We start from the raw sequence: 24,595 nt of genomic DNA, 5'->3' as shown, positions 1-24,595 counted from the left end.
TCCCGGACACCCCGCCGGTTAGTTGGTTGAATCGGGTCGGCAGGTCTCCTGACTGGCATGTCATCACCTCGCTCCGGCCTTCCCGGACCCGAGTCCAGTGGCAGTCATGGAGCAGGCTCGATGCCTACAGTTGCGGGGGCAGTTTCGTTTCGACCTTGTTGACACAAGGCGTGCGAATTCCCTGTTAGTTCCTCTCGGAAACCGACGGCCGGCATGGTAAACGATAAGGGTTTTAGTGGCTAATGCTTTGCGCGTGCGGTCGTTCGCTCGGACGCGCCCTGACCGGCAAACGCAGGCACGGTTGTGCCATCGAACCGGCTTCGCCACGCTCGACGTTCGTAAAAACGCTTAAATTATCTTCATGTTTGATTCGCCAAAAGCCTCTAAGCCTTGATTTTAGAGGCGTGCACGATAAAACAGCGTGTTTGCTCCCAACACGCTTTTCACATCTTCTTCACTGCTTCGGCACCATGCTGAACCTATGTTGCTTTCATGGGAGCGGTCATGACTTCGGGGGCTTCTCGGGTCACCGCTGCATATGGGCTCAGTGTAGGAGTGGTCACTTGGCTGACACGGTAATCAACAACAAGAATCTGCTTTCCGGTACAGGCATCCGCCAGCGCTTCAAAATGCATCAGCACGTCGCTTTGTTGTCTGTGGTCGTTGTCCTGGCAGCGATTTGTGCGTGGTGCTACATGGCGTTCTCGGGCGTGCATGTGGTGGACCTCGGCGCCGGTAACAATCTGAAAACCTCCGGGCTGCGCGAACACTGGTTGCGCGGTGACGTGGTGGTCATGATCCGGCACGCCGAGCGCTGTGACCGCTCGACGAACCCGTGCATGGCCAGCGCCGACGGCATCACCTCCAAAGGCCGCGACGCAGCGCTGGCGGTCGGCGCTGGCATGCAAAAGATGGGCATGGATCACGCACGCATGGTCACCAGCCCGAAAGTGCGCACCCAGCAGACGGCAGAGCTGCTGGCAGGGCATGCGGTCGTCGCGCAGGACTGGATCAACGACTGCGACAGCGGCTTCATGAAAGCGGTGCAGGCGCATAAGGTCGGCGGTGAAAACCTGGTGCTGGTCACCCACAGTGGTTGTATCGACCAGTTCGAGCGCAAGGTCGGTGTACCGGGCGGTGAGCGCTCGAGTGATTATGCCGAAGCATTTTTTGTGCGGATGGATGAACGCCATCAGCCAAAACTGCTCGGGTCTCTGAGTGCCGAACAATGGGCCAACCTCAACAGCGAGCAATTCAATTGACGACAACAACCAGCACCAGACTGCGTTTTTACGGCATTAATCTGGGTGTACCCGTGTTTCTCGCGTTACTGGTTTTCGTGACGTTTGACCTGACCAACATCGACCGGCAATTGAGCGACATGCTGTTTGATTCGGCCGCTGGTGTATTTCCCATCGGGCAAATTCATCTATTTGAGACCATCACCCACAAATGGGCCAGGATCATCCCCAACCTGACCGGCGAACTGGCAATAATCGGTGCGATCATGTCGTTCGTCTGGCCCCTGCTGGAGCGACGCAGGAACTCGGGCCTGACGCAGCTCGCCATACGCGCCCGGCTTGAACGCCCTCTGCAATTCGCCCGCAGGCATCGTCTCGATTTCTTTTTTGTAACGGTCGCGTTTTCGGTGAGCACAGGGATGATCCATTACCTGAAAAGCCACACCAGCGTGTATTGCCCGGTCGAAACGACGCTGTACGGCGGTACTCAGGCACATATCGAATGGTTCAGGAACTTCAATCTTCTGCATGAAGCAGGTGCCGGGCGATGCTGGCCGGGCGGGCATGCTTCCAGTGCATTCAGCCTGCTGGCCCTGTACTTCGTGGCGCGGCGCTATTGCTGGCAGCATTCGAACGTGCTGCTGGCAGGTATTCTGTTGCTCGGCATGATCTACGGCACGACGCGGGTGCTTCAGGGCTGGCACTACATGTCACACACCTTCTGGGCAGGTATCGTTGTGTGGCTGAGTTCCCTGCTGGTTGCCTTGTGCTTTTACGGCCGGGCAAAGCTGCAGAGGCCTGTCCGCAAGGGGTCATTGTCGTATGGTAATGACCAGCCGCTCGTTCGCCCCCTGAAGTCATCGGCTACCCTGACCCGGTCAGCTGGATAGAAAACAGGAAGGCGTTGCGATGAACATTCTGGTGATTGAAGACCACCGCGATATCCACGATAACCTGCTGGAGTTTTTCGAACTCCGAGGGCATGCGGTCGAAGGTGCGCTGGATGGTCTGAGCGGGCTGCACCTGGCCGCCTCGAAACGTTTTGATGCAATCGTTCTGGACATCATGTTACCGGGCATTGATGGCAACCAGATCTGTCGCAGCCTGCGTCAGTACTCGAAGTCGGAAGTGGCGATCGTCATGCTCAGCGCTCGCGATGAGCTGGACGATCGTCTGATCGGCTTCAAGGTCGGGGCCGATGATTACATCACCAAGCCTTTTGCAATGGCCGAAGTGCTGGCCCGGATAGAAGCAGTAGTGGGGCGACGGCAGCGCAAGGACAGCCGGGTGCTGATGGTGGCCGACCTGCGCTTTGACCTCGACACCCTGGAGGTCACCCGTAACGAGGTGTCATTGAAGCTGAACCCGACCAGCATGAAGCTGCTGGAGTTGTTGATGCGCAAAAGCCCGCATATCGTGAAGCATTCCGAGCTTGAAGCGGTACTGTGGGGGCGCGACGCACCGAACAGCAGCAGCCTGCGCAGCAGCATTCACATCCTCAGGCGCACACTGCACAACGGCCATGACACGCCGCTTTTGCATACCGCTCACGGGCTTGGCTACAAGCTGTGCGTACAGCGTTGACGCATGCTCAGGCAGTGCGCGTCAGCGGCCGCCGGGCGCGGGCCAGTGACAGGTTGAGACGACGTAGCAGGTTGTCTGGTGTTTCGTTGAGCGCCATCACCACCGCCACACTGGCTGACAGATGAAGACGCTCACCCTGTTGCCGGGTCTTGTGCGCCAGGCTGGCGACTGCGTGCTGCAACTCCAGCGCCAACAGCTTTGCCTGACTCTCGCCAGTATCGGGCAACAGCACTACAAAGCGGTCGCCGGCAAGCCTGCATAGCAGGTCATGACGACGCAGGTTGAGCGCCAGCAAATGACTGAGCGCCGACAGCACTTCATCTCCTTCTGCATGACCAAACGTTTTGTTGATAGCGCTGAAACCGTCGATATCCAGTGCCAGCAGCGACAGCGGTTGCTGCTGGCAGAGGCTTTGCTCAAGGCTTACGATCAATTGCCGCTGCAGAGTGTCGGCGTTGCCCAGCGGAGTCAGCTTGTCGTAAAGCCGATGGTCACCAAAGCCACGATCGCGCTTTTCCACCTGCGCGCGGGTCGCCAGTTGCTCTCGATGCCAATGGTGGATGCCGAGGGTCAATAGAATCAGGCCGACCGGCATCGGGCCGGACGCCAGCCAATGGTCCCATTCGATTTTGGCAGGCAGACGAATGAACTCGTCCAGCACGTCGACCCACCATGAAAACAACACGCAGCTCAGCCCCACCGACAGGTAGTTGGTCACCCGACCGGCTGGCCGTCTCTTGAGCACCAGAAACAGCCAGATGAGCGACAGCAAAGCAGAGCCACCTTCGCCAACGATGTCGAGCCATTGCCATTCGCTCACCGGCTTTACAGTGCCCGATGACAGAAAAGCCGCCAGCCCTAGGTTGGCGGCAATCATCAGCACGGCGAGATTCCAGCGATGAGGTTGGATGATCCTGAACATGATAAAAGCGGCTCCTGATGTGCTGACTGTCGGCCAGCAGAACAGATGCACATGACACTAGGGTGAAGGTGGGTGGGCTGAAAATACCTTTCATTACCGAATCAGGCAGGGCGACTGCGTGCGTCCGGCGGTTGCTTTACCTGCACCTCTGTCATGTCAGAAATGGCGGCCAGACGAACGAACAGGATTTTTTCCTGGCCTGCTTGACTTCCTTTTCTGAATCAGTAACATAGCGCTCATTCCGCGATAGCTCAGTTGGTAGAGCAAGTGACTGTTAATCACTGGGTCCCTGGTTCGAGTCCAGGTCGTGGAGCCATACATAGGCACAGAGGTAATCTATATAGCCTCTGAACCCAAAAAACCCGCCTTTATGGCGGGTTTTTTGTTTTCTGCGCTTATAGGGGCCTATCGCTAGGGGCCTATCGTGCGGGGAGAGGACCATAAGGTCTGATCCGCATTGCGGCCGTTCTTCAATACGGCGAAATAGTGCCCAGCAACCCCACCCCGATTGCCAATAACAAAAAACCGATCAATGAAAGTCCGAGCTTGCCCATTAGTCTCTCCTGCTGCTGTGCTGGATCGCATACCGCAAACGCCAATGACTGGCGTTCGGCAGCGCGTTTGGATGCGTTGCCATTATCGTGTGTGGTGAGTTTCTGGTACAGATTCAGAAACAGCTAAAAAATACAGATCAGTTTCCTTTGAAGCACGCTGTCCTAAGGTCTCAGAACGACGCGATGATACGCCCCAGCATCGCCATCGCCTGTTCGCTGCGGTCATCCCAAGGCGTGCCGTAGTTCAGGCGCGCGCAGTTCTTGAAACGCTGCGAGGCCGAGAATATCGGGCCGGGTGCCAGACTGATGCCTTGCGCCAGCGCAAGCTGGAACAGCTGCAGCGAATCCACCTGCTCGGGAAATTCAAACCACAGGAAATAGCCGCCGATCGGGCGGGTAACGCGTGTCGCCGCTGGAAAATAGCGGGCGGCAGCGGCCAGCATTGCGCCCTGTTGCAGCTCCAGAACATCACGCAGTTTGCGCAGATGGCGGTCGTAGCCGCCGTGCTTGAGATAATCGGCGATGGCGGCCTGTGCGGGCACAGACGGTGAAATAGTAGTCATCAGTTTCAGGCGGTCGATCTGCTCGGCATACCGCCCGCCCGCGACCCAACCGATACGGTAACCGGGCGCCAGGGTCTTGGAGAACGAGCTGCAGTGCATTACCAGGCCGCTGCGGTCCAGGCTTTTGACCGGGTAGGGCGCCTTGGCGCCGTAGTACAGCTCGGCGTATACGTCATCTTCGATCAAGGGTATCTGCTGCCGTTCAAGCAGGTCGTAGAGCCTGACCTTTTTCTCTTGAGTCATGCTCGCACCCAGCGGGTTCTGGAAGCTGCTCATGAACCAGCAGGCTTTGATCGGCAAGCGCGAGAGGCTGTCCTGCAGCGAGTCCAGGTCCACGCCGTCACGCGGATGAACAGGGATCTCGACGGCTTTGAGCTTGAGCCGTTCGAGTACTTGAAGGCAGGCGTAGAAGGCGGGGGCTTCGATGGCGACCAGGTCGCCGGGCTCGGTGACGCATTGCAGGCATAGATTCAAAGCCTCCATGGCGCCGTTGGTGATTACCAGCTCGTCGGCAGACAGACGTGAGCCGTTGATCATGTAACGCAGGGCGATCTGTCGACGCAGTTCGGAATTTCCGCTGGTCATGTCGCCGACAATGCCTGATGGCGTCATGGCACGCACGGCGCAAGCCATCGATTTCGCCAGCCGGGGTAGCGGATACAGATGCGGGCTGGGAAACGCCGAGCCAAAGGGCACCGTGTCAGGGTCCTTGAGCGACCCGAGCACCGAGAAGATCAGGTCGCTGACCCCAAGTTCGGTACCCTCGCTGGCATGCCGGACCAGTTCAGGTTCGGTCAGTGCGTTGGACGCATGTTCTCGCACGTAATACCCGGACCTTGCGCGGGCCTGTATCAGCCCTTTGTCTTCAAGCAGGTAATACGCCTTGAAGACGGTAGCGGGGCTGACCGACCAGGTACGACTTGCGACCCGGACAGAAGGTACTTTTTCACCGGCCGGCAGCACACCGCTGCGAATCATTTCCGAGATATCGGCTGCGAACTTTTCGTAGCGTTTCATAAGCGCCATTGTCTGAGTGGTGCAGCCATGATGAGCCAGACAGCGCTCAGAGAACAGTCGCAAGATACTTTCAAAAAAGCATATCAGAGACTTCGAACGCTCATCTCGGAATGCCTGGGCAACTGTCATTCAGGCACTTTGTGCGGATAAAACATGCTTGAACCCTCCAAACGGATAGGCCTATGATGTGCAGGTCCTTCTACCCTTGTAAGGAATTATCCTTGTCTCGTTCCAACTGGCTGCCTACGCCGCCTTAGCGCTTCGCCCCCTCGCCACACCCTGACTGCCATTAGCTGCGGTCGTCTGTTGCCGTGTCCGTTTTGCGGTCGCTGCCACGTTCATCACAACCCAATCGAAAACTGATGCTCTTGCTCGTCCGGCACGCGTTGCTGTGCGTCCTGCTGCGTCTGTCACAGGTATTTCTATGCTCGAAAAAATCAAAGCTGCGTGGTTTTCCAACGTCCGCGCCGATGTTCTGGCCGGGCTGGTTGTCGCCTTGGCCCTGATTCCAGAAGCCATTGCGTTCTCGATCATTACCGGCGTGGACCCGAAAGTCGGGCTGTATGCCTCGTTTTGTATCTGCACGATCATTGCGTTCGTGGGCGGCCGTCCCGCCATGATCTCCGCGGCCACAGGTGCGATGGCCCTGCTGATGGTGAACCTGGTGAAAGAGCATGGTCTTCAGTATCTGCTGGCCGCCACGTTGCTGTGTGGCGTATTGCAGATCATGGCAGGCTATCTGCGGCTGGGTGAACTGATGCGCTTTGTATCGCGCTCAGTCGTCACCGGTTTCGTCAACGCCCTGGCGATTCTGATCTTCATGGCTCAGTTGCCGGAGCTGACAAACGTCACCTGGCCGGTCTATGCAATGACCGCAGCGGGTCTGGCTATCATCTATCTGTTTCCACGTGTGCCGGTACTGGGCAAGTTGCTGCCGCCGCCACTGGTGTGCATTCTGGTGCTCACTGCGATCTCCATCTACATGGGCCTTCACGTCAGAACAGTAGGGGACATGGGCGCGATGCCTGACAGTCTGCCGATGTTCATGTGGCCGGACGTCACGCCGGGTATCGAGACGCTGCTGATCATCCTGCCGTACTCCGCTGCGCTGGCCGTTGTTGGCCTGCTCGAGTCGATGATGACGGCGACTATCGTCGACGACCTGACCGACACCGGCAGTGATCGCAATCGGGAGTGCAAGGGGCAGGGCATTGCCAACATTGCCAGTGGCCTGATCGGCGGCATGGCCGGCTGCGCCATGATCGGTCAGTCGATGATCAACGTGAAGTCTGGTGGCAAGACGCGTCTTTCAACGCTCAGTGCGGGCTTGTTGCTGTTGATCATGATGCTGTTTCTGGGCGACTGGCTGGCGCGCATTCCTATGGCGGCGCTGGTGGCGGTCATGATTATGGTGTCCATCAGCACATTCAGTTGGGGGTCGATCCGTAACCTCAAGGAGTACCCTCTCTCGACCAACATCGTGATGGTTGTCACTGTGGTGGTGGTCGTGGCCACACACAACCTGGCCTATGGTGTGCTGGTCGGGTCGCTGCTGGCTGCGATGTTTTTTGCCAGCAAAATCGCCCACTACCTCGACGTCAGCTCGCAACGCGATCCTCTCCACAGCCAACATACTTATTATGTGACCGGTCAGGTGTTCTTTGCCTCCGCTGACCGTTTCATGGCGTCATTCGACCTGCGGGAAAGCGTGGAAGCGGTGGTCATCGATCTTCGCGAGGCGCACTTCTGGGACATTACGGCAGTTGCTGCGCTGGACAAAGTGGTACTGAAGCTGAGGAGGGCGGGTGCCAGCGTGGAGGTGATCGGCATGAACCGCGCCACGACCACGCTGGTGGACAGGTTTGGCGTACACGACAAGCCTGATGGAATTGACTCGCTGATGGAGCATTGATCTGTTATCCGCTTGCCCGGCTCAGACCGGCATGTGCAGCCGGATGACGGAGCCGCCACCGGGCCTGTCCTGAACCTCGATATGCGCCTCGTGCTCGACGCAGATAGCGCGGGCGATGGACAGGCCAAGGCCGCTGCCCCCCGAATAGCGTGCCCGCGAACGCTCTGCGCGCCAGAAGCGGTCGAACACTTGCTCAAGGTTTTCCGGACCGAAACCCGGGCCGCGGTCTGAGAAGGTCAGTTCGACATTGCGCGCGGTCGCTCTGGCGGCAATCAGCAGTTCGCCGCCCTGTGCTGAGTAGCGCAGCGCGTTATCCACGAGGATATTGACCACCTGACCCATACGGTCCCGGTCCGCCGTGATGTTCAATTGGCGAGGTATGTCCAGGGTTACACGCAAGCGCGCTTCATCCAGCTGCGTGGCGAACCAGCTCAAGCGCTCGGCCACCAGTTTTTGCAAGGGAAACACAGTTTTGTCCAGCGTCAGCTGTCCGGCGCTGGCCAGCGACAGCAGGTGCAGATCGCTGACCAGTTTGTTCAGTTGGCTGAGCTGCCGATGGACCAGTTCCAGCTGCGCGATATCACGTGGAAACACTTCATCGATCATGCCCTGAACGCGACCCATGGCGGCGTTCAGCGGCGTTCTCAGCTCATGGGCGATCATTGCGCTGGATTCACTGACCTCCAGTTCGTAACGACCCAGCTGGGTGGTCATGGTATTGAAGTCGCTGACCAGCGCCTGCAGCTCTTCCGGTCCTTTGACGTCCATCGGCAGGCGGGTCTTGAAGTCGCCCTGAGCAACGCGTCGTGCGCCTCGGGCAATCGACGAAAACTGACTGGAGAGCGGACGTGAAAACAGAAAACCGAAAAAGATGATGATGGGAATGGCGCCTGCTACCAGCCCCGACAACACCCACCACTCCTTGTTGGCAATGCCCGGCAACAGATTTTCGATGGGATAGTACTGAACGAACAGCTCCCGAAGCCTGGCAATGTTTGCCTCGGGATCGGCTTGCAGACGCTGAAATTCGCTGCGCACCTCGGTCGGCATTGCCTGCACGGTCATCCAGTCAGACACGGTGACGTGCAGCCACATGCAGAAGGCAATCACGATGACTGCACCCACCGCCAGCATGCTCATGCGCATACCGACCCAATGCCACAAAGGTTGCTGCCTGTGCCTGAAAAGAGGTCGCATGAGTTTCACCTGAATCGATAACCGACTGACCGCACTGTCACCAGCACGTTATCCACGCCATGAATTTCAAGTTTGCGACGCAGGTTATGCACATGTGCATCGACCACTCTGGCCAGCGCCTCGCTCTCGGGGAGGCAGATCTCAAGCAATTCTTCCCGGGTGAAAGCCTTGGACGGGGTTTTCAGCAGGGTCGATAGAATCTTGAACTCGGTCGGCGTGAGGTCGAGCACGGTGTGTGGGGTGTCGGCGTTCTCGATAACGGCGGTGACCGATTCGAGGTCTACCAGCAGGTGCTGATGGCGCAGGTGGCGGTCGTTATTGCCATTTTGCTGTGAACGCCTGAGCACTGCATGCACCCTGGCGACCACCTCTTTTGGGTTGTAGGGTTTGACCACGTAATCGTCGGCGCCGTAGCGCAGCGCTCCGAGTTTTTCAGGCTCATCACCCATGGCGGTCACCATGATCACCGGTGTGTCGCTGCAGCGTCTTACCGCCGATAGCACATCAGTGCCGCTGACCAGCGGCAGCATCACGTCCAGCAGAATCAGGTCGGGCTTCCATTGACGGTGCATGTCGATGCCGCGCTGGCCGTTTTCTGCCAGCCCTACGATGAAGCCGTCACGAAGCAGGTAGGCCTCGAGAATACTGGCACTGTCGGCATCGTCTTCGACGATAAGAATGCGTTTTCCTGACATGGGGGTGCCTCTTGATCAAATCTTGATAATTAGCGAACGGTTTATTGAAAGTCGGCGTTCAGGATTGCGTCCAGACCCCACTGTCGCGGACAGATCCTATGCTGATGAGTACACCGCTGTCCAAGCGTATCCGAAACCTGAGCGGCCACTGTCTGCTGGCTGTGCTGCTAGGCATCGGTGTTTCCGGTTGTTCGCTGGTTCCGGCTTACCAGCGGCCAGCGCTGCCGGTTCCCGCAGATCAGTTGTCGGCTGCGCTACCTGCTCGCGAGACACCTCCCGACATCGTCCTGAGCGCGGAGGAAGAGGCGCTTGCGGCCGAGCTGTCACCCAAGGGTGAGCTTCGGGCTCTGCTGCAATCCGCTTTGGCGTTTAATCGCGATTTTCGTGTGGCGGTGCTGCGTGTGGGAGAGGCCAGGGCGATGCACGGTATCAGCCGCGCCGATCGGTTCCCAACGATTGCCGCAGGCGTCGAGCGTGACCGTCAGCACTTCGATAATGCCGCCGCCGACGAGCGCTACGGGCAGGACATCGCTATTGCATCAGTGGGTGTTTCCGACTTCGAGCTGGATTTCTTCGGCCGCGTGCGCAGCCTGTCGGAGGCGGCGCGCCATGAGTATCTGGCCAGCACCTATGGTCAGCAGGCTGCGCGCAGTGCGCTGGTTGCCGAGGTAGCGCGCGCCTGGCTGGCAGAGCGGCTGAGCGCTGCATTGCAGCAGGATGCACAGGCGGTGCATGACGCTCGATCGATGTGGGTGAAAGCCGTCGAAGAGCAGCAGCGTCAAGGCGCTGTCTCGCTGGATGATCTGTTGGTGCAGCGTGTGGATACATTGAGCGCGCAGCAGCAGCTACAGGATGCCGTCAGTGAACATGCGCGTGCATCACAGGCCTTGCTGTTGCTGACCGGCTACTCGACACCCTTGCCGACGACCCCGACGGACACGCCTGTGCTGAGCAGCGCGCTGCTCGAGACGCCGGGCTGGCTGGCGAATCTGCCTTCACAGCGTCTGCTGGAGCGGTTCGACATCCGCCAGCGCGAAGAGGCGCTCAAAGCCGGCAACGCCAATATCGGCGCCGCGCGCGCAGCATTCTTTCCATCGATAAAACTCACTACCGGGGTCGGCATTCAGAGCGACAGCCTGCGCACTCTGTTCAGCAGCGGCAGCGGTGCCTGGCTGTTCAGCCCGCAGCTGAACCTGCCCTTGTTCGATGGCGGACGCAACCAGGCCAATCTGGACCTTGCGCAAGTACGCCAGCAGATCGCTGTCGCCGAATATGAACAGTCTGTGCAGAACGCATTCCGTGAAATGTCCGGTGTGCTGAGCCGACGTCAGCAGGCCTTGGGCCATGTCCGCAACGAGATCGAGCGCGTCGCGCTGGTGCAGGAAAAAGTGCGGCGTCTGTCCTTTGAGTTGAATGCCGGCGCCGCTGACCGTACCGCATTGCTGGCGTCCAGCATCCGCATCGCCGAGGCCGACGCAGCCTGTCGCAGGTCGCTCGATGATTTGCAGCAGAACCGGATTGACCTGTTTCGCGCGCTTCGCGGAGCAGAACCCGCCACCCCTTCGAAACCCTGACTGAACCGGAGTATCACCATGAATCATGACCTCGCTCATTCTAACCCGCGAACTGCTCTGCTCAAGCCGCTGCTCAACACGCTGATCGCTTGCGCCACCATGACCCTGATCGGCCAGGCCTATGCTCAGGAGGGTGATTCTGCGGGCAGTCAGTCCATTCTCGGCGACAAGTTCAACGTCAACCTCGGTCTGGGCATGGCTGTATTGCCGCGCTACATGGGCGCCGACGAGTATCGCAGTCAGGTATTGCCGATGCTCACTGTCCAGCGCGGGATCTTTTTCGCTGATACCACGCGTGGCCTGGGGGTTCAGTTTCAATCGGCGTCCGGGTTCGGTGCCAGTGCGGCGCTCAATTACGACTTCGGTCGAACCGAGAAAAACAGCGGGAATCGTCCCGGCTCCAACGAGCTTAGGGGCATGGGAACCGTCGAGGGCGCCACCGTCGGCGATTTCATGGTCTCTCAGCAGCTTGCGCCTTGGCTGTCGGCCAGCGCCGAGGCCGAATTACGAGTGGCTGGCGAAAAACGTGGCAACCGTTACCGGTTGGGCTTCGAAGGCATTGCCTACCACAGCCAGACCGACACGGTGACGCTCGACATCGACGCACATGCCGGCGACAGCCGCTACAACCAGACCTACTTCGGCGTAAGCCCGATGCAAAGCCAGCGCAGCGGTTTTTCAAGGTTTACGGCCGACAGCGGCATTTACGCGTATTCAGCGGCTCTCGCCTGGCAGCATACCTTCGACGCTCACTGGTCAAGCGTCGCCAGCGTCGGAGTGACGCATTACACCGATCAGACCCGTGGCAGCCCACTGGTCGAGACCGATGCCGAAGGCAGTGGCCTGATTGCCCTGAATTACGCTTTCTGAAGAGTGGACGCCTGCCATGCGATTTCATCCTGATGCGTTTTCTGCTGCCTTGCGGCGACGTGCTGCTCACCTGTGCAGTCTGGCCTTGATCGTCCTGATGCTCAGTGGATGCAGCGACAAACACCCGACCAGCGTTGCTGCCGTGCGTGCCGTCAAGGTCGACGCGGTGCGCGCTGGCGAGGCGGCCACGATGCGCTTTATCGGCACCGTTCGGCAGCAGGCGCGCGCCAGTCTGGCATTCGAGTCCGCCGGCACCGTGAGCGAAATACGCGTCGATGTCGGCGACGCGGTGGAGAAGGGCCAGCTGCTCGCCAGTCTTGATCGACAGCCTGCAACCTTGCATCTGCAGCAGGCGCAGGCCAGCGCGCGTCTGGCTGCAGCCCAGTCAGTCGAGCGTGAGCAAAACTACCAGCGTCAGAAGAATCTGCTCGCTGCAGGCAGTGTTGCGCAAAGCGTTGTCGAGTCGGCCCTGGCATCCCGCGAGCAGGCCAAGGCCGAGCAGGTTCGGGCCCAGGCTGAATTAGCGCTGGCGCGTCGTGATCTGGAGCGTAGCCAGATGCTTGCGCCTTTTTCCGGGCGAGTGGTTGCGCGCCGTGCCGAACCGCGCAGCGTGCTGCCTGCCGGGCAGGTAGTGCTTGACGTCGAATCCGGCGAGGGGCAGCAGGTGGTCGCGGCTGTTCCGGTTGCGCTTGCCGAGGAGCTCAAACCCGGCGAACTCGCCAGAGCTTCGCGCACTGCAGACAACACGTCAGGCTTCGATCTGGCTCTTGAAGGTATTTCTCCACGGGCCGATGACGGGCTGGTCAGAACGGCGGTATTTCGTGTCTTGCGTCCCGCCCGAACGCTGCCCAGCGGCGTCACGCTGCTGGTGCAGATGCAACCCGAATCAGGCCCGCAGCCGCTGTCTATTCCGATACAAGCGTTATGGATGGGAGCTGGCAGCAACACGGCCGAGGTATTTGTCTATCAACCGGGTGGAACGGTGTCGATCCGCGCAGTCTCCTTGGGACCGGTCAGAGAAGGGCGAGCGGTTATCGCCAGCGGGCTGGTTGCAGGTGAACAAGTGGTGACTGCCGGAGCCGCCTTCCTGCAGGACGGGCAGGCTGTCAGCCTGTTTCAGCCAAGTACGCGTTTGAGCGGAAGTGCGCCATGAACCTTACGTATCGAGCAATGCGCGCAAGCCGCCTGACCCTGTTTGCTGCCGGTCTGATTTTGCTGGCCGGCGTCGCTACTTTTATGGGTTTTCCTTCTCAGGAAGAGCCTTCGGTGACTGTTCGGGATGCCTTGGTCAGCGTCTCTCTGCCTGGTCTTTCCGCTGAACGCACCGAGGAGCTGCTTGCCAGGCCGCTTGAAGAGAAAATTCGTGAACTGGCGGATATCAGGAACGTGGTCACTACGATCAAGCCGGGCCGGGTGATTGTGCAGGTCACGGCCTATGACAGCGTCAAGGACCTCGGGCTGTTGTGGCAGCGACTGCGAGCCAAGACAGGCGAAGCGAGCGGTGTTTTTCCAGCGGGTACCCAAGGCCCTTTTGTGGATGACGATTTTGGCCGGGTTGCGGTAGCTTCCATTGCGGTGACGGCACCGGGCTTCAGCATGAGCGAAATGCGCAGACCGGTAAAACGGCTGCGCAACCAGCTTTATGAGCTTGATGGTGTCGATCAGGTCGAGCTCTACGGCTTGCAAGAAGAGCGTATCTATCTGGACTTCGATCACCAGACACTGGCGGTTGCCGGGCTTTCGCCTCAGCAGCTAATGCAGCAGTTGCAGGCGCGGAATGTTATTGCGCCGGGAGGCAATCCGGTGATCGGCCAGCAGAGCACGACGCTCTCGATCAGTGGCGAGATACTTTCGCTTGAGCAGCTTCGCCAGTTTCCCGTGCAGTTGGCCAGCGGTCAGACGGTTGCGCTGCAAAGCCTGGGCAGGGTGTCGGTGGCCGCAGCCGATCCACCGGACACCGAGGCCATTTATCAAGGGCAGGATGCTGTCGTTCTGGCGGTATCGATGCAGCCGGGCCTTAATGTCCAGACGTTCGGCAGCGCGTTGCGCAAGCGGCTCGGAGAGCTCGAACAGCAACTCCCGGCCGGCTTCACCTTGCACATCGTGACGTTCCAGTCCGACGTGGTTAAGCACGAGATGAGCAAGATGTACCACGTCATGGCCGAAACGGTCGTCATCGTAATGTGCGTGGTCATGCTGTTTCTCGGCTGGCGCACTGGCTTGGTGGTCGGGGTGATCGTGCCGTTGACTATTCTGAGTACGCTGCTGGTCATGCGTGCTCTGGGGATTGAGTTGCAAACCGTCTCGATCGCCGCGATCATTCTCGCGTTGGGGTTGCTGGTGGATAATGGCATCGTCATCGCCGAGGACATCGAGCGCCGACTGCATGCCGGAGAGGATCGACGAAGCGCGTGTGAGCAAGCGGGGCGAACGCTGATGATTCCCCTGCTGACCTCGTCACTGGTCATCGTGCTGGCGTTCTCGCCATTCTTTCTGGGCCAGACCAGTACCAATGAATACCTGCGTTCACTGGCAATCGTACTGGCGACCACGCTGGTCAGTTCCTGGTTGCTCAGTGTGACGGTGACGCCCTTGCTGTGCTTTTACTTCGCCCGGTCTCCGGTTGATTCAAAGGAGCCTGCCACCGATGAATATGCATCTGTGTTCTATCGCGGTTATCGAAAAGTCATCGAGGGACTGCTGAGGCACTACCTGATTTTCATTGGCAGCATGGCGGTCTTGCTGGTAATCGCGGTCACAGTGCTGACTCATGTGCCCTACGACTTTCTGCCGAAGTCGGACCGCATGCAGTTCCAGATCCCGCTGGTTCTGGAGCCGGGCAGCAGCTCGCGTGCGACGTCACAGGCGGTGCGTGATATCAGCCAGTGGCTGAGTAATGACAAGGACGTCAAAGACAGCATCGGCTATGTGGCCGATGGTGGTCCACGAATCGTTCTGGGGCTCAACCCGCCATTGTCCGCTCCAGACGTTGCCTACTTCACGGTCAGCGTGCGCGACGGTGCCAATGTCGATGAGGTGATTGAACGAACCCGGCATTTTCTTCTCTCGCAGCACCCCGAAATAGAAGCACAGCCCAAACGCTTTTCACTGGGCACCACCGAGGCAGGCGTCGCGATTTATCGAGTGATCGGCCCGGACGAAAAAGTACTGCGCACGATTGCGCGCAGGATCGAACAGGCCTTGTCGGCGTTGCCGGGTACGCTGGACGTACATGATGACTGGCGCAACCGGCTGCTGCGGTATGACGTGGTGGTCGATCAATACAAGGCACTGCATGCCGGAGTTTCGACTCAGGACATTGCGCAGGCCCTGCAATTGAGGAATAACGGCCTGAGCGTGTCTTCAATGCAGGATGGCGAAACCGCCGTGGCTATCGTGGCGCGCGAGCAGGGCACACCGAGCATGCCCGCCAGCGAGCTGGACAGTACGCTGATCTATCCGGTTTCAGGTGCCGCCCCGCTGATGTTGTCCGCTATCGCCACTGTGGAGCCAAAAGCCGAAGCCTCGACCATCCAGCGCCGCAACCTGGAGCGGGCCATCACCGTGGTCGGGCACAACCCGTCGTTGACGGCTACGTCTATCGTCGAACAACTGGCACCGCAAATCGCTGCGCTCAATCTGCCTGCCGGTTATCGCATTGAGCTGGGTGGCGAGATAGAGGACTCGGCCGAAGCCAACCAGGCATTGCTGCAGTACATGCCGCATGCGCTGGTGGCGATGCTGCTGTTGTTTATCTGGCAGTTCAACTCGTTCCGCAAATTGCTGATTGTCATTTCCAGCGTGCCCTTTGTGCTCATCGGCGTAGCGTTGGCGCTGGTGCTTACGGGGTATCCGTTCGGCTTCATGGCCACCTTCGGACTGCTGTCGCTGGCGGGGATCATTGTCAATAACGCGGTGTTGCTACTGGAGCGCATTGAAGCCGAGCGCGAGGGCGGGCTTTCTGTACGTGAGTCGGTAGTCAATGCAGCGGTCAAACGCTTGCGACCGATCGTGATGACTAAATTGACCTGCATCATCGGCCTGATCCCCTTGATGCTGTTCGCCGGTCCGCTCTGGGAGGGCATGGCGATCACCATCATGGGCGGGCTTGCTCTTGGCACGCTGGTGACGCTGGGCCTGATCCCCATTCTTTACTGGCTGCTGTTCGAAAAGCTCGAGCGCAGGCGCGAACGGACTTTAACGTGCGATACAGGCGCATCGCACTCGTGACGCCTGACAACGCGGTAGGGTATGTTTCTGAAAACCCCGATCATGCAAACAAGGATAGATAACCATGCGCCCATTTTTTCGCTCGCCACTGGCTGCTCACTTGGCCTTGGCACTGGCCTTGACGACTTCGGCACAGGTGGCGATGGCCGAACCCCACAAGGCGATTCAGGCCGATGCGGAGCAATATCAGGACGAGGCCTTGAAACTGCTCGAACGCCTGGTGAACATCGACTCGGGTTCCGGCTATGTGCCGGGCCTTACCAAGGTCAGTGATATCGCTATCGACGAGCTGAAAAAGCTCGGTGCAACCATCGAGCAGGTGCCGAATACACCTGAGGCCAGTCATCATGTCATCGCTACGTTGAAGGGCACCGGCAAGGCGAAAATCCTGTTGATGGCGCACATGGACACGGTATTCAAAGAAGGTTCGGCGGCACAACGACCATTCCATATCAAGGATGGTCGTGCCTACGGCCCTGGCGTGATGGACGACAAAGGTGGCATCGTCGCTGCCATCTACGCGCTGAAAGTCTTGCATAACCTGAAATTCGCTGACTACGCGCAGATCACCGTGCTGCTCGACGCCAGTGAAGAAACCGGCTCGGTGGTCGCGACCGACCTGATCAAAAAGACTGCCAAAGAGCATGATGTCACGCTGAACCTGGAGCCAGGGCGTCCGGCCGATGGCCTTGTGGTCTGGCGCAAGGGATCTGCAACGGCGCTGGTCGACGTGAAGGGCAAGGCGTCCCACGCAGGCGTCGCCCCGGAACTGGGGCGCAATGCGGCCACCGAAGTGGCGCATCAGATCCTGCAACTCGGCAAGCTGGGGGACGAGGAGAAGAAAACCACCATCAACTTCACGGTCCTCAAGGCGGGTGATCGCACCAACGTGATTCCGGATCAGGCCAGCGCCAAGGCCGACGTCCGCGCAGCGGTGCCTGAGGAGTTCGACCGGATCGAGCAAGATCTCGCCAGGGTCTCGGCCAACAAGCTAGTGCCTGATACCGAGGTCAAGACCAGCCTGGTGCGCGGCCTGCCACCCATGCCGCAAACGCCGAAGTCCGATGCGCTGGTCGCTATGGCACAAGGCATCTATGGCGAACTGGGCCGCACACTGACGATTGAAGGCAGTGGCGGGGCGGCGGATTCAAGTCTGTCTGCGAGCGTGGGGACGCCGACGCTGGATGGTTTCGGCATTGTCGGTGGCAATATTCACACGCCGGAAGAATACGCCGAGGTGGGCAGCGTGGCGCCAAGGATTTACTTGCTGTCACGGATGATCATGAAATTGTCCGGTCAGCCTTGATGCTTAAGTCCTGAAGCACTGATACGTGGACAAGCACAAATATTATTTGTGCTTGTCCACAAAACATGTTGATTTTATTTTTTGCTCGCAAGCCCCAGGATGAGGACAGATTCAAGCGGATCGTTTTGGCGAGACAGCAGCCTCGACGACCGCCTCCCATAAAAACGTCCCCGGAGTTCTGATGAGCCTTTCTCCTTTCCATCTGGCAATTCCCGTTTATGACCTGGCCGCCGCACGCACTTTCTACGGCGAAGTGTTCGGGCTTGCCGAGGGCCGTTCCAGTGCGCAATGGGTCGATTTCGACTTTTATGGCCATCAACTGGTGATACACGAACAACCCAAGACCCCTTCCCAGGAAAGCGTACACAGCAACCCGGTGGACGGGCACGACGTGCCGGTTCCGCATTTCGGCATCATTCTGGAGTGGGTGCAGTGGGAGGCATTGGCCGAGCGCCTGAAGTCGTTCGGCACGCAGTTCGTCATCGAGCCTTACATCCGCTTCAAAGGAAAAGTTGGCGAGCAGGCCACCATGTTTCTGTTTGATCCGTGCGGCAATGCACTTGAGTTCAAGGCGTTCAAGGACATGAGCCAGCTATTCGCCAAATAACGTTTGCGTACTGGCAGTGGCCCCGGTCACTGCACTTCCTGACCCTGCGCCGTCAGCAGTCGGGCGAGTTCTTTTACTGGCTCTGCCAGACTTCTGCGCGCCCGATGCACCAGACCTATATCACGATGAAACGTGTGTTGCCCCAGATCGACGGCCCGCACCCCCGCTGGCCATGCCTGAAGGGTGGCTGTCTGCGGGACCAGCGCGACACCCACGCCGTTGGCGACCAGTTTGACGATCGCGTCCAGTTCATCGAGCTCGCACACCTCCCGTAACGCGACGTGCGTCTGACGCAGGAAACGGTCGACTTGGCGGCCGCCAAACGATGATCGGTCATAGCGGATGAAGGGCTGATTCGAGATCAGCGCAGACCAGTCATCACCTCGCACATCGGCCGGGACGATGAGGCAATAGGGTTCGCGTGTCAGGGTGGTCCAGCGCAGGTCGCTGTGCAGCGAGAAGGGTGGACGAATGATCGCTGCCAGATCGATTTCGCCAGCGTCCACCTGGTTGACCAGGTCCATCGACAGCCCAGGAATGATACGGGTTCGACATTGTGGGCATTGCTGATGAAACAGTGCTAGCGCGTCCGGCAAGAACGAGCGTTGCACAGAAGCAATGGCCCCCAGCGTCACCAGCACATCGGGGGCCAGCCCAACGGCGTCACTGCCCAGATTGCCGTATAGCTGAAGCAGCTCTTGAGCCTGTAACAGCACTTGCTGGCCCATACGATTCAACTGCGCCGAACGCCCTGTGCGGTCGAACAACTTGACCCCCAGCTCCGCCTCAAGACGCTGCATCTGCGCACTTACCGCTGCCTGAGTCAGGCCTATCCGGTCTCCGGCAGCGGCGAACGTGCCATCCCGAGCAACGGCGATGAAAGTTTTCAGTTCTTTGATCATTGGCAAATATTAGTTGTGTTCAAGGTGTGAATGCATCGGTTTATTTGATCAATCAGGTTAGCGTAATAACGCGGGGTGTTACATGGCAAATTAGCTTTAAAAAAAGTTCAATAAACCAGATAAAGGGTCGATACATTTATTTAACGTCATAGTGATGGCGTTCCAGGATTGCCCAACTTTTTGATGTCAATATGCTATCGCAAGGACGCACTGTGTACGTTGATGCTTTCAAAACAACGCTGCTTTTCTTGTTCTCTATCGTCGCACTTCCTTTGCTCGCGGCTCCTGCGCCCGCTGATAAAAGCGCTGTGTATGGTGCTGGTAGCCAAGGCCGGGATATGCCAAGGCAGAGAGCAGATCTTTTGGGCGTTTATGAGGCTGCATCCCATAACGATGCTCGATTGTCTGCTGCGCGCCACGCTTACAGGGCAGAGATTGAAGCCGTCCCGCAGGCGCGCGCAGGGCTATTGCCGAGCCTGACTGCCGGCGCGACAACCGAAGTGACGGGCTTGAAGCGTGACGAGCCTGCCCTGAGCCGCGAGCGAAGCGGTACAACTGTTCGGGCGAATCTCAGTCAGCCGTTGTTCCGTATTGATCGCTGGTTCCAGTTGAAGGCGGCGCAGTCAAGTGTCATCCAGGCCGAGCTCGAACTTGCCGCTCAGGAACAAAACCTGATTCTGACGGCTGCTCAGACCTATTTCGAAATACTCAGGCAACTGGACGCTTTTGCCGCAGCTCAGGCGGAAGAGGCTGCCTTGCTGCGCCAGCGCGATCAGGCGCAGGGGCGGCTTGAGGATGGAGCTTCAAGTATCACTGATGTGTACGATGCCCAAGCCGCTTACGACAATGCCCGCGCCGATCGGCAACAGTTTCAGCGCAAAGTGGATGATGCCTATGAAGCGCTGGAGCGCCTGACGCGGCGCACATACAGCGCTATTGCCGGTATGGGGCATCAGTTACCCGTAGAGGCGCCGGTGCCTAACGACGCCCGAGCCTGGGTGGACACTGCTGTTCGACAGAACCTGGAACTTCAGGCCAGCGAATACGCAGTCAGTGCCGCGACGCACACGCTCAGCCAGCGAAAGTCTGGTCATGCGCCCACGATTGATGCAGTAGCGTCGTATCGCAAAGGTGATAACGATAGTTTTGGGTACAGCAATCCCACTGACTTCGGCAGTAATGGTTATCGCGACCGGGTAGCGCAAAGCAGCGTCGGTATTGAACTTAATATTCCCCTGTATTCGGGCGGAATGACCAATTCCCAGATCAAAGAGTCCACCGAGCGTCTTTATCAGAGTCAGGACGAACAGGAGGACCGCCGCCGTGAAGTCGTACTGAATACCCGCAATGCATTTCGCGGTATCAACGCAGGCATAGAGCAGATCATCGCCCGTCGCCAGAGCATCGTTTCCGGGCAGAAGTCGGTGGAGGCTAATCAGGTCGGTGTTGACCTGGGGTCGCGCAATATTGCGGATGTACTCAACGCTCAGCGTCAACTGTACGCAGCCGTGCGTGATTATAACGACGCTCGTTATGACTACATCCTAGACAACCTGAAGCTTAAACAGGCGGCAGGCACCCTGAGTCCTGATGACTTGAAAGCACTGGCGCGCTACTTGAAACAGGACTACGACCCGGCCCGTGATTTTTTGCCGACAGGCAGTTGAAGGTGTTGGCATTGCCTGCCTCAAACATTGAGATTTGGCGATGTTGACGCTGCAAGCATCACACCCACGAAAGTAACTCACACTCTTATTTGAACATCTGATGAGACTGCCGACCTCAAGGCATGTCGGCAGGGACGCGCAATGAATGATTCGGAAATGGGCGCTCGGACGCCTGACAATGCCCCTCGTCTCGACACCGGACTGGCCTCGCTGGTCATGCTTGCGCGCTTCCATCAGGTAGCGGCTTCGCCAGAGCAACTGGCTCATGAGTTTGGTAGTCCTGATCAATCCCTGTCGCAAGACAGCTTGTTACTGGCAGCCCGCAAACTCGGTTTGAAAGCCAAAGCGGCCAAGACCAACACTGAGCGTCTGGACCGTACACCACTCCCCGCCATAGCAGTGGACAACAACGGCGGGTTCTTCATCATTGCGCGCCTCGATCAAGGCAAGGCGTTAATTCACGATCCATTGGCTCAGCGTCCTGAAGTCATTACCTTCGAGGCCTTGCAGGCACGCTGGACCGGACAGCTGTTACTTATTCGCTCGGAGGCCGGCACGCCGGGCGAGTCTTCAAGTTTCGATTTCACCTGGTTCATTCCTGCCATTGTCAAATACCGGAAGTTGCTGGTTGAAGTGATGCTGGTCTCCTTCGTCCTGCAGATTTTCTCGCTGATCACACCGCTGTTCTTTCAAGTAGTGATGGACAAGGTACTTGTCCATCACGGCCTGACGACTCTTGACGTCATCGCTGTTGGCCTTGCCGGGGTCATGCTGTTCGAGTCGGCCCTGTCCGGCTTGCGCACCTACGTATTTGCGCATACCGCCAGCCGCATCGACGTAGAGCTGGGTTCGAAGCTGTTTCGTCACTTGATCACGTTGCCACTCTCATACTTTCAGGCGCGCCGCGTAGGTGATTCGGTAGCGCGTGTTCGCGAATTGGAAAACATCCGTAATTTCCTGACCGGCAATGCCATCACCCTGTTGCTGGATGTGCTGTTCTCGGTGGTGTTCATTGCGGTGATGTTTTACTACAGCGGTTGGCTGACGTTGATCGTATTGCTGTCCCTGCCGCTCTACATTCTGGTGTCGGTGCTTATCACTCCGGTTTTGCGCAAACGCCTCAACGACAGTTTTGCTCGTGGTGCAGAGAATCAGGCGTTTCTGGTCGAAACTGTCAACGGTATCGACACCCTTAAATCCATGGCGGTAGAACCGCAAGCCATTCGAAAGTGGGACAACCAGCTGGCGGGTTATGTTGCTGCGGGCTTCAAAACCCAGAACCTGTCGACCATCGCCAATGAAAGCGTCTCGCTGATCGGCAAACTGGTAACTGTCGCAACGCTGTGGTTCGGTGCACGTCTGGTGATTGACGGCCAGCTTTCGGTGGGGCAGTTGATTGCGTTCAACATGCTGGCCGGTCGTGTCGCTCAACCGATCATGCGCCTTGCCCAACTGTGGACCAACTTCCAGCAAACCGGTGTATCGGTCCAGCGTCTGGGCGACATCCTCAATACCCGTAACGAACTTTCGCAAGTCAATCGCAGTGCGTTGCCACCTATCAAAGGGCGTATCGAGTTCGATCAGGTGCATTTTCGCTATCGCCCGGACGGTTCGGAGATCCTGCGAGGTATCAACCTTGTTATTACGCCGGGGCAAGTCATCGGTGTGGTGGGGCGTTCCGGTTCGGGCAAGAGCACATTGACGCGTTTGTTGCAGCGCCTCTATGTGCCGGAGCGCGGTCGGGTGTTGGTCGATGGCATGGACCTGGCCCTGGCAGACGTTTCGTCCTTGCGCCGCCAGATCGGCGTGGTACTGCAGGACAACATGCTGTTCAACCGCAGCATCCGCGAAAACATCGCCCTGAGTGATGCCGGGGCGCCTTTGGAAGCGGTGATGCAAATGGCCAAACTGGCTGGCGCCCACGACTTCATCCTTGAGCTGCCGGAGGGTTACGACACGATGGTTGGCGAGCACGGCGCATCGTTATCTGGCGGTCAGCGCCAACGCATCGCTATTGCTCGTGCCCTGATGGGCAACCCGCGAATCCTGATCTTCGACGAGGCCACCAGTGCGCTGGACTATGAGTCTGAACGCATTGTTCAGCAGAACATGCAGGCTATCTGCAAAGGGCGCACGGTCATCATCATCGCGCATCGACTGTCCGCCGTTCGCGATGCCAACCGCATCGTCGTCGTGGATCGCGGGCAAATTGTAGAGCAGGGCTCCCACGCCGAATTGCTGACCCACCAAGCGGGTCACTACTCGCGTCTCCACCGCTTGCAGCAAGGAGGCAGTCATGTCTAAAGCCGAATCCACCGGGCTTTTACAGCGCTATCGCCGTGTCTGGCGGCAATCCTGGCGTCAGCGCCGTGAAATGGAAGCGCCCAGGCGCCTGGCGCATGAAGTGCAGTTTCTGCCCGCTGCGCTAGAGTTGCAGGACAAGCCGAGCCACCCCGCGCCGCGTATTTTTATGTGGGCGATCATGCTATTTGCCGCCTTGGCGCTGCTGTGGGCTTGTCTGGGCAAGATTGATGTAGTCGCCACCGCCAGCGGCAAAATCATTCCCAGCGGCAAGACCAAAACCATTCAGTCCAGTGAAACGGCGGTGGTCAAGGCGATTCATGTGCGTGACGGGCAATCGGTCAAGGCGGGTCAGTTGCTTTTGGAACTGGACTCCACATCAGCCGATGCCGATGTGGGACGTGTTCGCAGTGACCTGTTGGCTGCACGCGTTGACAGTGCGCGGGCGGCAGCCATGCTCGACGCAATCAACCAGCGCAAACCGCCTCGGGATCTGGCCGGCACTATTGTCGATGCCGACCCGATGCATGTGATGGCAGCTGAGCGCTGGTTGCAGGGCCAGTATCAGGAATACCGCAGCAGCCTGGACCTGGTCGATGCCGAGATTCAGCAACGCCAGGCCGATATCCAGGCGGCACGCATCCAGGTAATGAGCCTGCAGAAGACCTTGCCTATCGCCACCAAGCTGGCCAGTGACTACGAAAACCTGCTGAAAAAGCAGTACATCGCCCGCCACGCGTACCTTGAAAAGGAACAGGCGCGCCTGGACCTTGAACGCCAACTGAGCGTGCAGCAAGCCAGCGTCCTGCAATCCACTGCCGCCCGACAGGAAGCAGAACGTCGTCGCGAAGGCGTAGTCGCCCAGACCCGCCGCGCCATGCTCGACTTGCTGCAACAGGCCGACCAGAAAATCGCATCTTTCAATCAGGACTTGACCAAGGCCCGTTATCAGGAAGACCTCACCACTCTCGAGGCGCCGGTAGACGGCACTGTCCAGCAACTGGCCGTGCATACCGTCGGCGGCGTCGTCACCCCCGCACAACCGCTGATGGTTCTCGTCCCTGATGGCCAGCCGGTGGAAGTGGAAGCCATGCTGGAGAACAAGGACATCGGTTTCGTCCGTGCTGGCCAGCCCGTTACCGTCAAGGTCGAGACGTTCACTTTCACCAAGTACGGCACGATAGAAGGCGAAGTTATCAGCGTCTCCAATGACGCCATCGAAGATGAAAAGCGTGGGTTGATCTACAGCAGCAAGATTCGCCTTAACAGCGACACGCTGAACGTAAATGGCGTGGACATCAAGTTGTCGCCGGGTATGGCAGTGACGGCGGAAGTGAAGACGAACAAGCGTCGGGTAATTGAGTATTTCCTGAGTCCGTTGCAGCAGCATGCACAGGAGAGTTTCAGGGAAAGGTAGTACGTGAAAAAAACGGATCAATAACAGCAACTCAAG

The 24,595-nt window shown here is 58.4% G+C and carries 18 protein-coding genes, 1 tRNA gene and 1 riboswitch; of the genes, 14 read left to right on the top strand and 5 right to left on the bottom strand.

Going from position 1 to position 24,595, the window contains the following annotated elements; translation table 11 throughout:
* Positions 1-21: 21 nt before the first annotated feature.
* Positions 22-221: riboswitch (cobalamin riboswitch) on the bottom strand.
* A gap of 342 nt (positions 222-563) precedes the next feature.
* From pmrG to POR16_RS13815, 3 genes are read left to right on the top strand one after another with little or no spacing between them, the layout of a single operon-like run.
* Positions 564-1,262 carry a lipopolysaccharide core heptose(II)-phosphate phosphatase PmrG gene (gene pmrG / locus POR16_RS13825; RefSeq protein ID WP_005893977.1) on the top strand — a complete coding sequence of 233 codons (699 nt, stop codon included), beginning with the start codon at positions 564-566 and terminating at the stop codon, positions 1,260-1,262.
* Positions 1,229-2,131 carry a phosphatase PAP2 family protein gene (locus POR16_RS13820; protein ID WP_051126736.1) on the top strand — a complete coding sequence of 301 codons (903 nt, stop codon included), beginning with the start codon at positions 1,229-1,231 and terminating at the stop codon, positions 2,129-2,131. The genes pmrG and POR16_RS13820 overlap by 34 nt, the downstream gene beginning before the upstream one ends.
* Before the next feature lie 19 nt (positions 2,132-2,150).
* The gene (locus tag POR16_RS13815) at positions 2,151-2,825 is read left to right on the top strand and encodes a response regulator transcription factor (RefSeq protein WP_005893979.1); all 675 of its coding nucleotides are present in this window, start codon (positions 2,151-2,153) and stop codon (positions 2,823-2,825) included.
* A gap of 7 nt (positions 2,826-2,832) precedes the next feature.
* Here POR16_RS13815 and POR16_RS13810 read toward each other — a convergent pair whose 3' ends face one another.
* Entirely contained in the window at positions 2,833-3,747 is a 915-nt protein-coding gene (locus POR16_RS13810; RefSeq protein ID WP_005893980.1) for a GGDEF domain-containing protein, read from the bottom strand.
* Between the two features lie 240 nt (positions 3,748-3,987).
* Between POR16_RS13810 and POR16_RS13805 the strand changes: the two genes are divergently transcribed.
* A tRNA-Asn gene (locus POR16_RS13805) sits at positions 3,988-4,063 on the top strand.
* 408 nt (positions 4,064-4,471) lie between these two features.
* Here POR16_RS13805 and mapR read toward each other — a convergent pair.
* Positions 4,472-5,881, bottom strand: coding sequence for a GntR family transcriptional regulator MpaR (gene mapR, locus POR16_RS13800; RefSeq protein ID WP_005893981.1), 1,410 nt, complete (start codon positions 5,879-5,881; stop codon positions 4,472-4,474).
* Between the two features lie 424 nt (positions 5,882-6,305).
* On the opposite strand from mapR, the gene POR16_RS13795 reads away from it, so the two are divergent.
* The gene (locus POR16_RS13795) at positions 6,306-7,793 is read left to right on the top strand and encodes a SulP family inorganic anion transporter (RefSeq protein WP_005893982.1); all 1,488 of its coding nucleotides are present in this window, start codon (positions 6,306-6,308) and stop codon (positions 7,791-7,793) included.
* 21 nt (positions 7,794-7,814) lie between these two features.
* Here POR16_RS13795 and POR16_RS13790 read toward each other — a convergent pair whose 3' ends face one another.
* Together POR16_RS13790 and POR16_RS13785 are read right to left on the bottom strand one after the other, a co-directional pair.
* A complete protein-coding gene (locus POR16_RS13790) occupies positions 7,815-8,990 on the bottom strand; it encodes a sensor histidine kinase (protein ID WP_024669411.1) in 1,176 nt (391 codons plus the stop codon).
* 5 nt (positions 8,991-8,995) lie between these two features.
* Positions 8,996-9,685, bottom strand: a complete 690-nt coding sequence (locus POR16_RS13785; RefSeq protein WP_005893985.1) for a response regulator — start codon at positions 9,683-9,685, stop codon at positions 8,996-8,998.
* Positions 9,686-9,783: 98 nt separating this feature from the next.
* Between POR16_RS13785 and POR16_RS13780 the strand changes: the two genes are divergently transcribed.
* The 6 genes from POR16_RS13780 to POR16_RS13755 all read left to right on the top strand — a co-directional run bounded on the left by POR16_RS13780 (position 9,784) and on the right by POR16_RS13755 (position 18,272).
* Positions 9,784-11,259 carry an efflux transporter outer membrane subunit gene (locus tag POR16_RS13780; RefSeq protein WP_005893986.1) on the top strand — a complete coding sequence of 492 codons (1,476 nt, stop codon included), beginning with the start codon at positions 9,784-9,786 and terminating at the stop codon, positions 11,257-11,259.
* A gap of 18 nt (positions 11,260-11,277) precedes the next feature.
* Positions 11,278-12,129, top strand: a complete 852-nt coding sequence (locus POR16_RS13775; protein ID WP_005893987.1) for a MipA/OmpV family protein — start codon at positions 11,278-11,280, stop codon at positions 12,127-12,129.
* Positions 12,130-12,214: 85 nt separating this feature from the next.
* A complete protein-coding gene (locus POR16_RS13770; RefSeq protein WP_024669407.1) occupies positions 12,215-13,282 on the top strand; it encodes an efflux RND transporter periplasmic adaptor subunit in 1,068 nt (355 codons plus the stop codon).
* Positions 13,279-16,359 carry an efflux RND transporter permease subunit gene (locus POR16_RS13765; RefSeq protein WP_183132241.1) on the top strand — a complete coding sequence of 1,027 codons (3,081 nt, stop codon included), beginning with the start codon at positions 13,279-13,281 and terminating at the stop codon, positions 16,357-16,359. The genes POR16_RS13770 and POR16_RS13765 overlap by 4 nt, the downstream gene beginning before the upstream one ends.
* Positions 16,360-16,423: 64 nt before the next feature.
* Positions 16,424-17,665, top strand: coding sequence for a M20/M25/M40 family metallo-hydrolase (locus POR16_RS13760; protein ID WP_005893996.1), 1,242 nt, complete (start codon positions 16,424-16,426; stop codon positions 17,663-17,665).
* A gap of 181 nt (positions 17,666-17,846) precedes the next feature.
* Positions 17,847-18,272: a VOC family protein gene (locus POR16_RS13755; protein ID WP_005893997.1), complete on the top strand. Its 426-nt coding sequence runs from the start codon at positions 17,847-17,849 to the stop codon at positions 18,270-18,272.
* A gap of 26 nt (positions 18,273-18,298) precedes the next feature.
* Here the strand turns inward: POR16_RS13755 and POR16_RS13750 are convergent, their stop codons facing one another.
* Positions 18,299-19,174, bottom strand: coding sequence for a LysR family transcriptional regulator (locus POR16_RS13750; protein ID WP_122356464.1), 876 nt, complete (start codon positions 19,172-19,174; stop codon positions 18,299-18,301).
* 191 nt (positions 19,175-19,365) lie between these two features.
* Here POR16_RS13750 and POR16_RS13745 point away from each other — a divergent pair, with 191 nt between their 5' ends.
* The 3 genes from POR16_RS13745 (at position 19,366) to POR16_RS13735 (ending at position 24,559) form a co-directional block, all read left to right on the top strand.
* Positions 19,366-20,841 (top strand): TolC family outer membrane protein, encoded by a 1,476-nt coding sequence (locus POR16_RS13745; RefSeq protein WP_122357738.1) that lies wholly within the window; start codon positions 19,366-19,368, stop codon positions 20,839-20,841.
* A gap of 141 nt (positions 20,842-20,982) precedes the next feature.
* On the top strand, positions 20,983-23,145 hold the full coding sequence (locus POR16_RS13740) for a type I secretion system permease/ATPase (RefSeq protein WP_122313012.1): 2,163 nt from the start codon (positions 20,983-20,985) through the stop codon (positions 23,143-23,145).
* Positions 23,138-24,559, top strand: coding sequence for an HlyD family type I secretion periplasmic adaptor subunit (locus POR16_RS13735; RefSeq protein ID WP_005894005.1), 1,422 nt, complete (start codon positions 23,138-23,140; stop codon positions 24,557-24,559). Before POR16_RS13740 ends, POR16_RS13735 begins: the two co-directional genes overlap by 8 nt.
* Positions 24,560-24,595 lie beyond the last annotated feature (36 nt).

This window comes from Pseudomonas coronafaciens pv. oryzae str. 1_6 (genome assembly GCF_000156995.2).
Classification (GTDB): Bacteria; Pseudomonadota; Gammaproteobacteria; order Pseudomonadales; family Pseudomonadaceae; genus Aquipseudomonas; species Aquipseudomonas tremae.
The sequence above is the reverse complement of the archived record's forward strand: the minus strand, read 5'-3'. Positions and strand labels throughout refer to the sequence as shown.

Coding starts and splice junctions, on each gene's coding strand:
- mapR (WP_005893981.1), bottom strand. CDS start 5,881: ATGAAACGCTACGAAAAGTTCGCAGCCGATATCTCGGAAATGATTCGC.
- POR16_RS13750 (WP_122356464.1), bottom strand. CDS start 19,174: ATGATCAAAGAACTGAAAACTTTCATCGCCGTTGCTCGGGATGGCACG.
- POR16_RS13820 (WP_051126736.1), top strand. CDS start 1,229: ATGGGCCAACCTCAACAGCGAGCAATTCAATTGACGACAACAACCAGC.
- POR16_RS13785 (WP_005893985.1), bottom strand. CDS start 9,685: ATGTCAGGAAAACGCATTCTTATCGTCGAAGACGATGCCGACAGTGCC.
- POR16_RS13745 (WP_122357738.1), top strand. CDS start 19,366: ATGCTATCGCAAGGACGCACTGTGTACGTTGATGCTTTCAAAACAACG.
- POR16_RS13775 (WP_005893987.1), top strand. CDS start 11,278: ATGAATCATGACCTCGCTCATTCTAACCCGCGAACTGCTCTGCTCAAG.
- POR16_RS13780 (WP_005893986.1), top strand. CDS start 9,784: ATGCTGATGAGTACACCGCTGTCCAAGCGTATCCGAAACCTGAGCGGC.
- POR16_RS13760 (WP_005893996.1), top strand. CDS start 16,424: ATGCGCCCATTTTTTCGCTCGCCACTGGCTGCTCACTTGGCCTTGGCA.
- POR16_RS13795 (WP_005893982.1), top strand. CDS start 6,306: ATGCTCGAAAAAATCAAAGCTGCGTGGTTTTCCAACGTCCGCGCCGAT.
- POR16_RS13735 (WP_005894005.1), top strand. CDS start 23,138: ATGTCTAAAGCCGAATCCACCGGGCTTTTACAGCGCTATCGCCGTGTC.
- POR16_RS13790 (WP_024669411.1), bottom strand. CDS start 8,990: ATGCGACCTCTTTTCAGGCACAGGCAGCAACCTTTGTGGCATTGGGTC.
- POR16_RS13765 (WP_183132241.1), top strand. CDS start 13,279: ATGAACCTTACGTATCGAGCAATGCGCGCAAGCCGCCTGACCCTGTTT.
- POR16_RS13810 (WP_005893980.1), bottom strand. CDS start 3,747: ATGTTCAGGATCATCCAACCTCATCGCTGGAATCTCGCCGTGCTGATG.
- POR16_RS13740 (WP_122313012.1), top strand. CDS start 20,983: ATGAATGATTCGGAAATGGGCGCTCGGACGCCTGACAATGCCCCTCGT.
- POR16_RS13755 (WP_005893997.1), top strand. CDS start 17,847: ATGAGCCTTTCTCCTTTCCATCTGGCAATTCCCGTTTATGACCTGGCC.
- POR16_RS13815 (WP_005893979.1), top strand. CDS start 2,151: ATGAACATTCTGGTGATTGAAGACCACCGCGATATCCACGATAACCTG.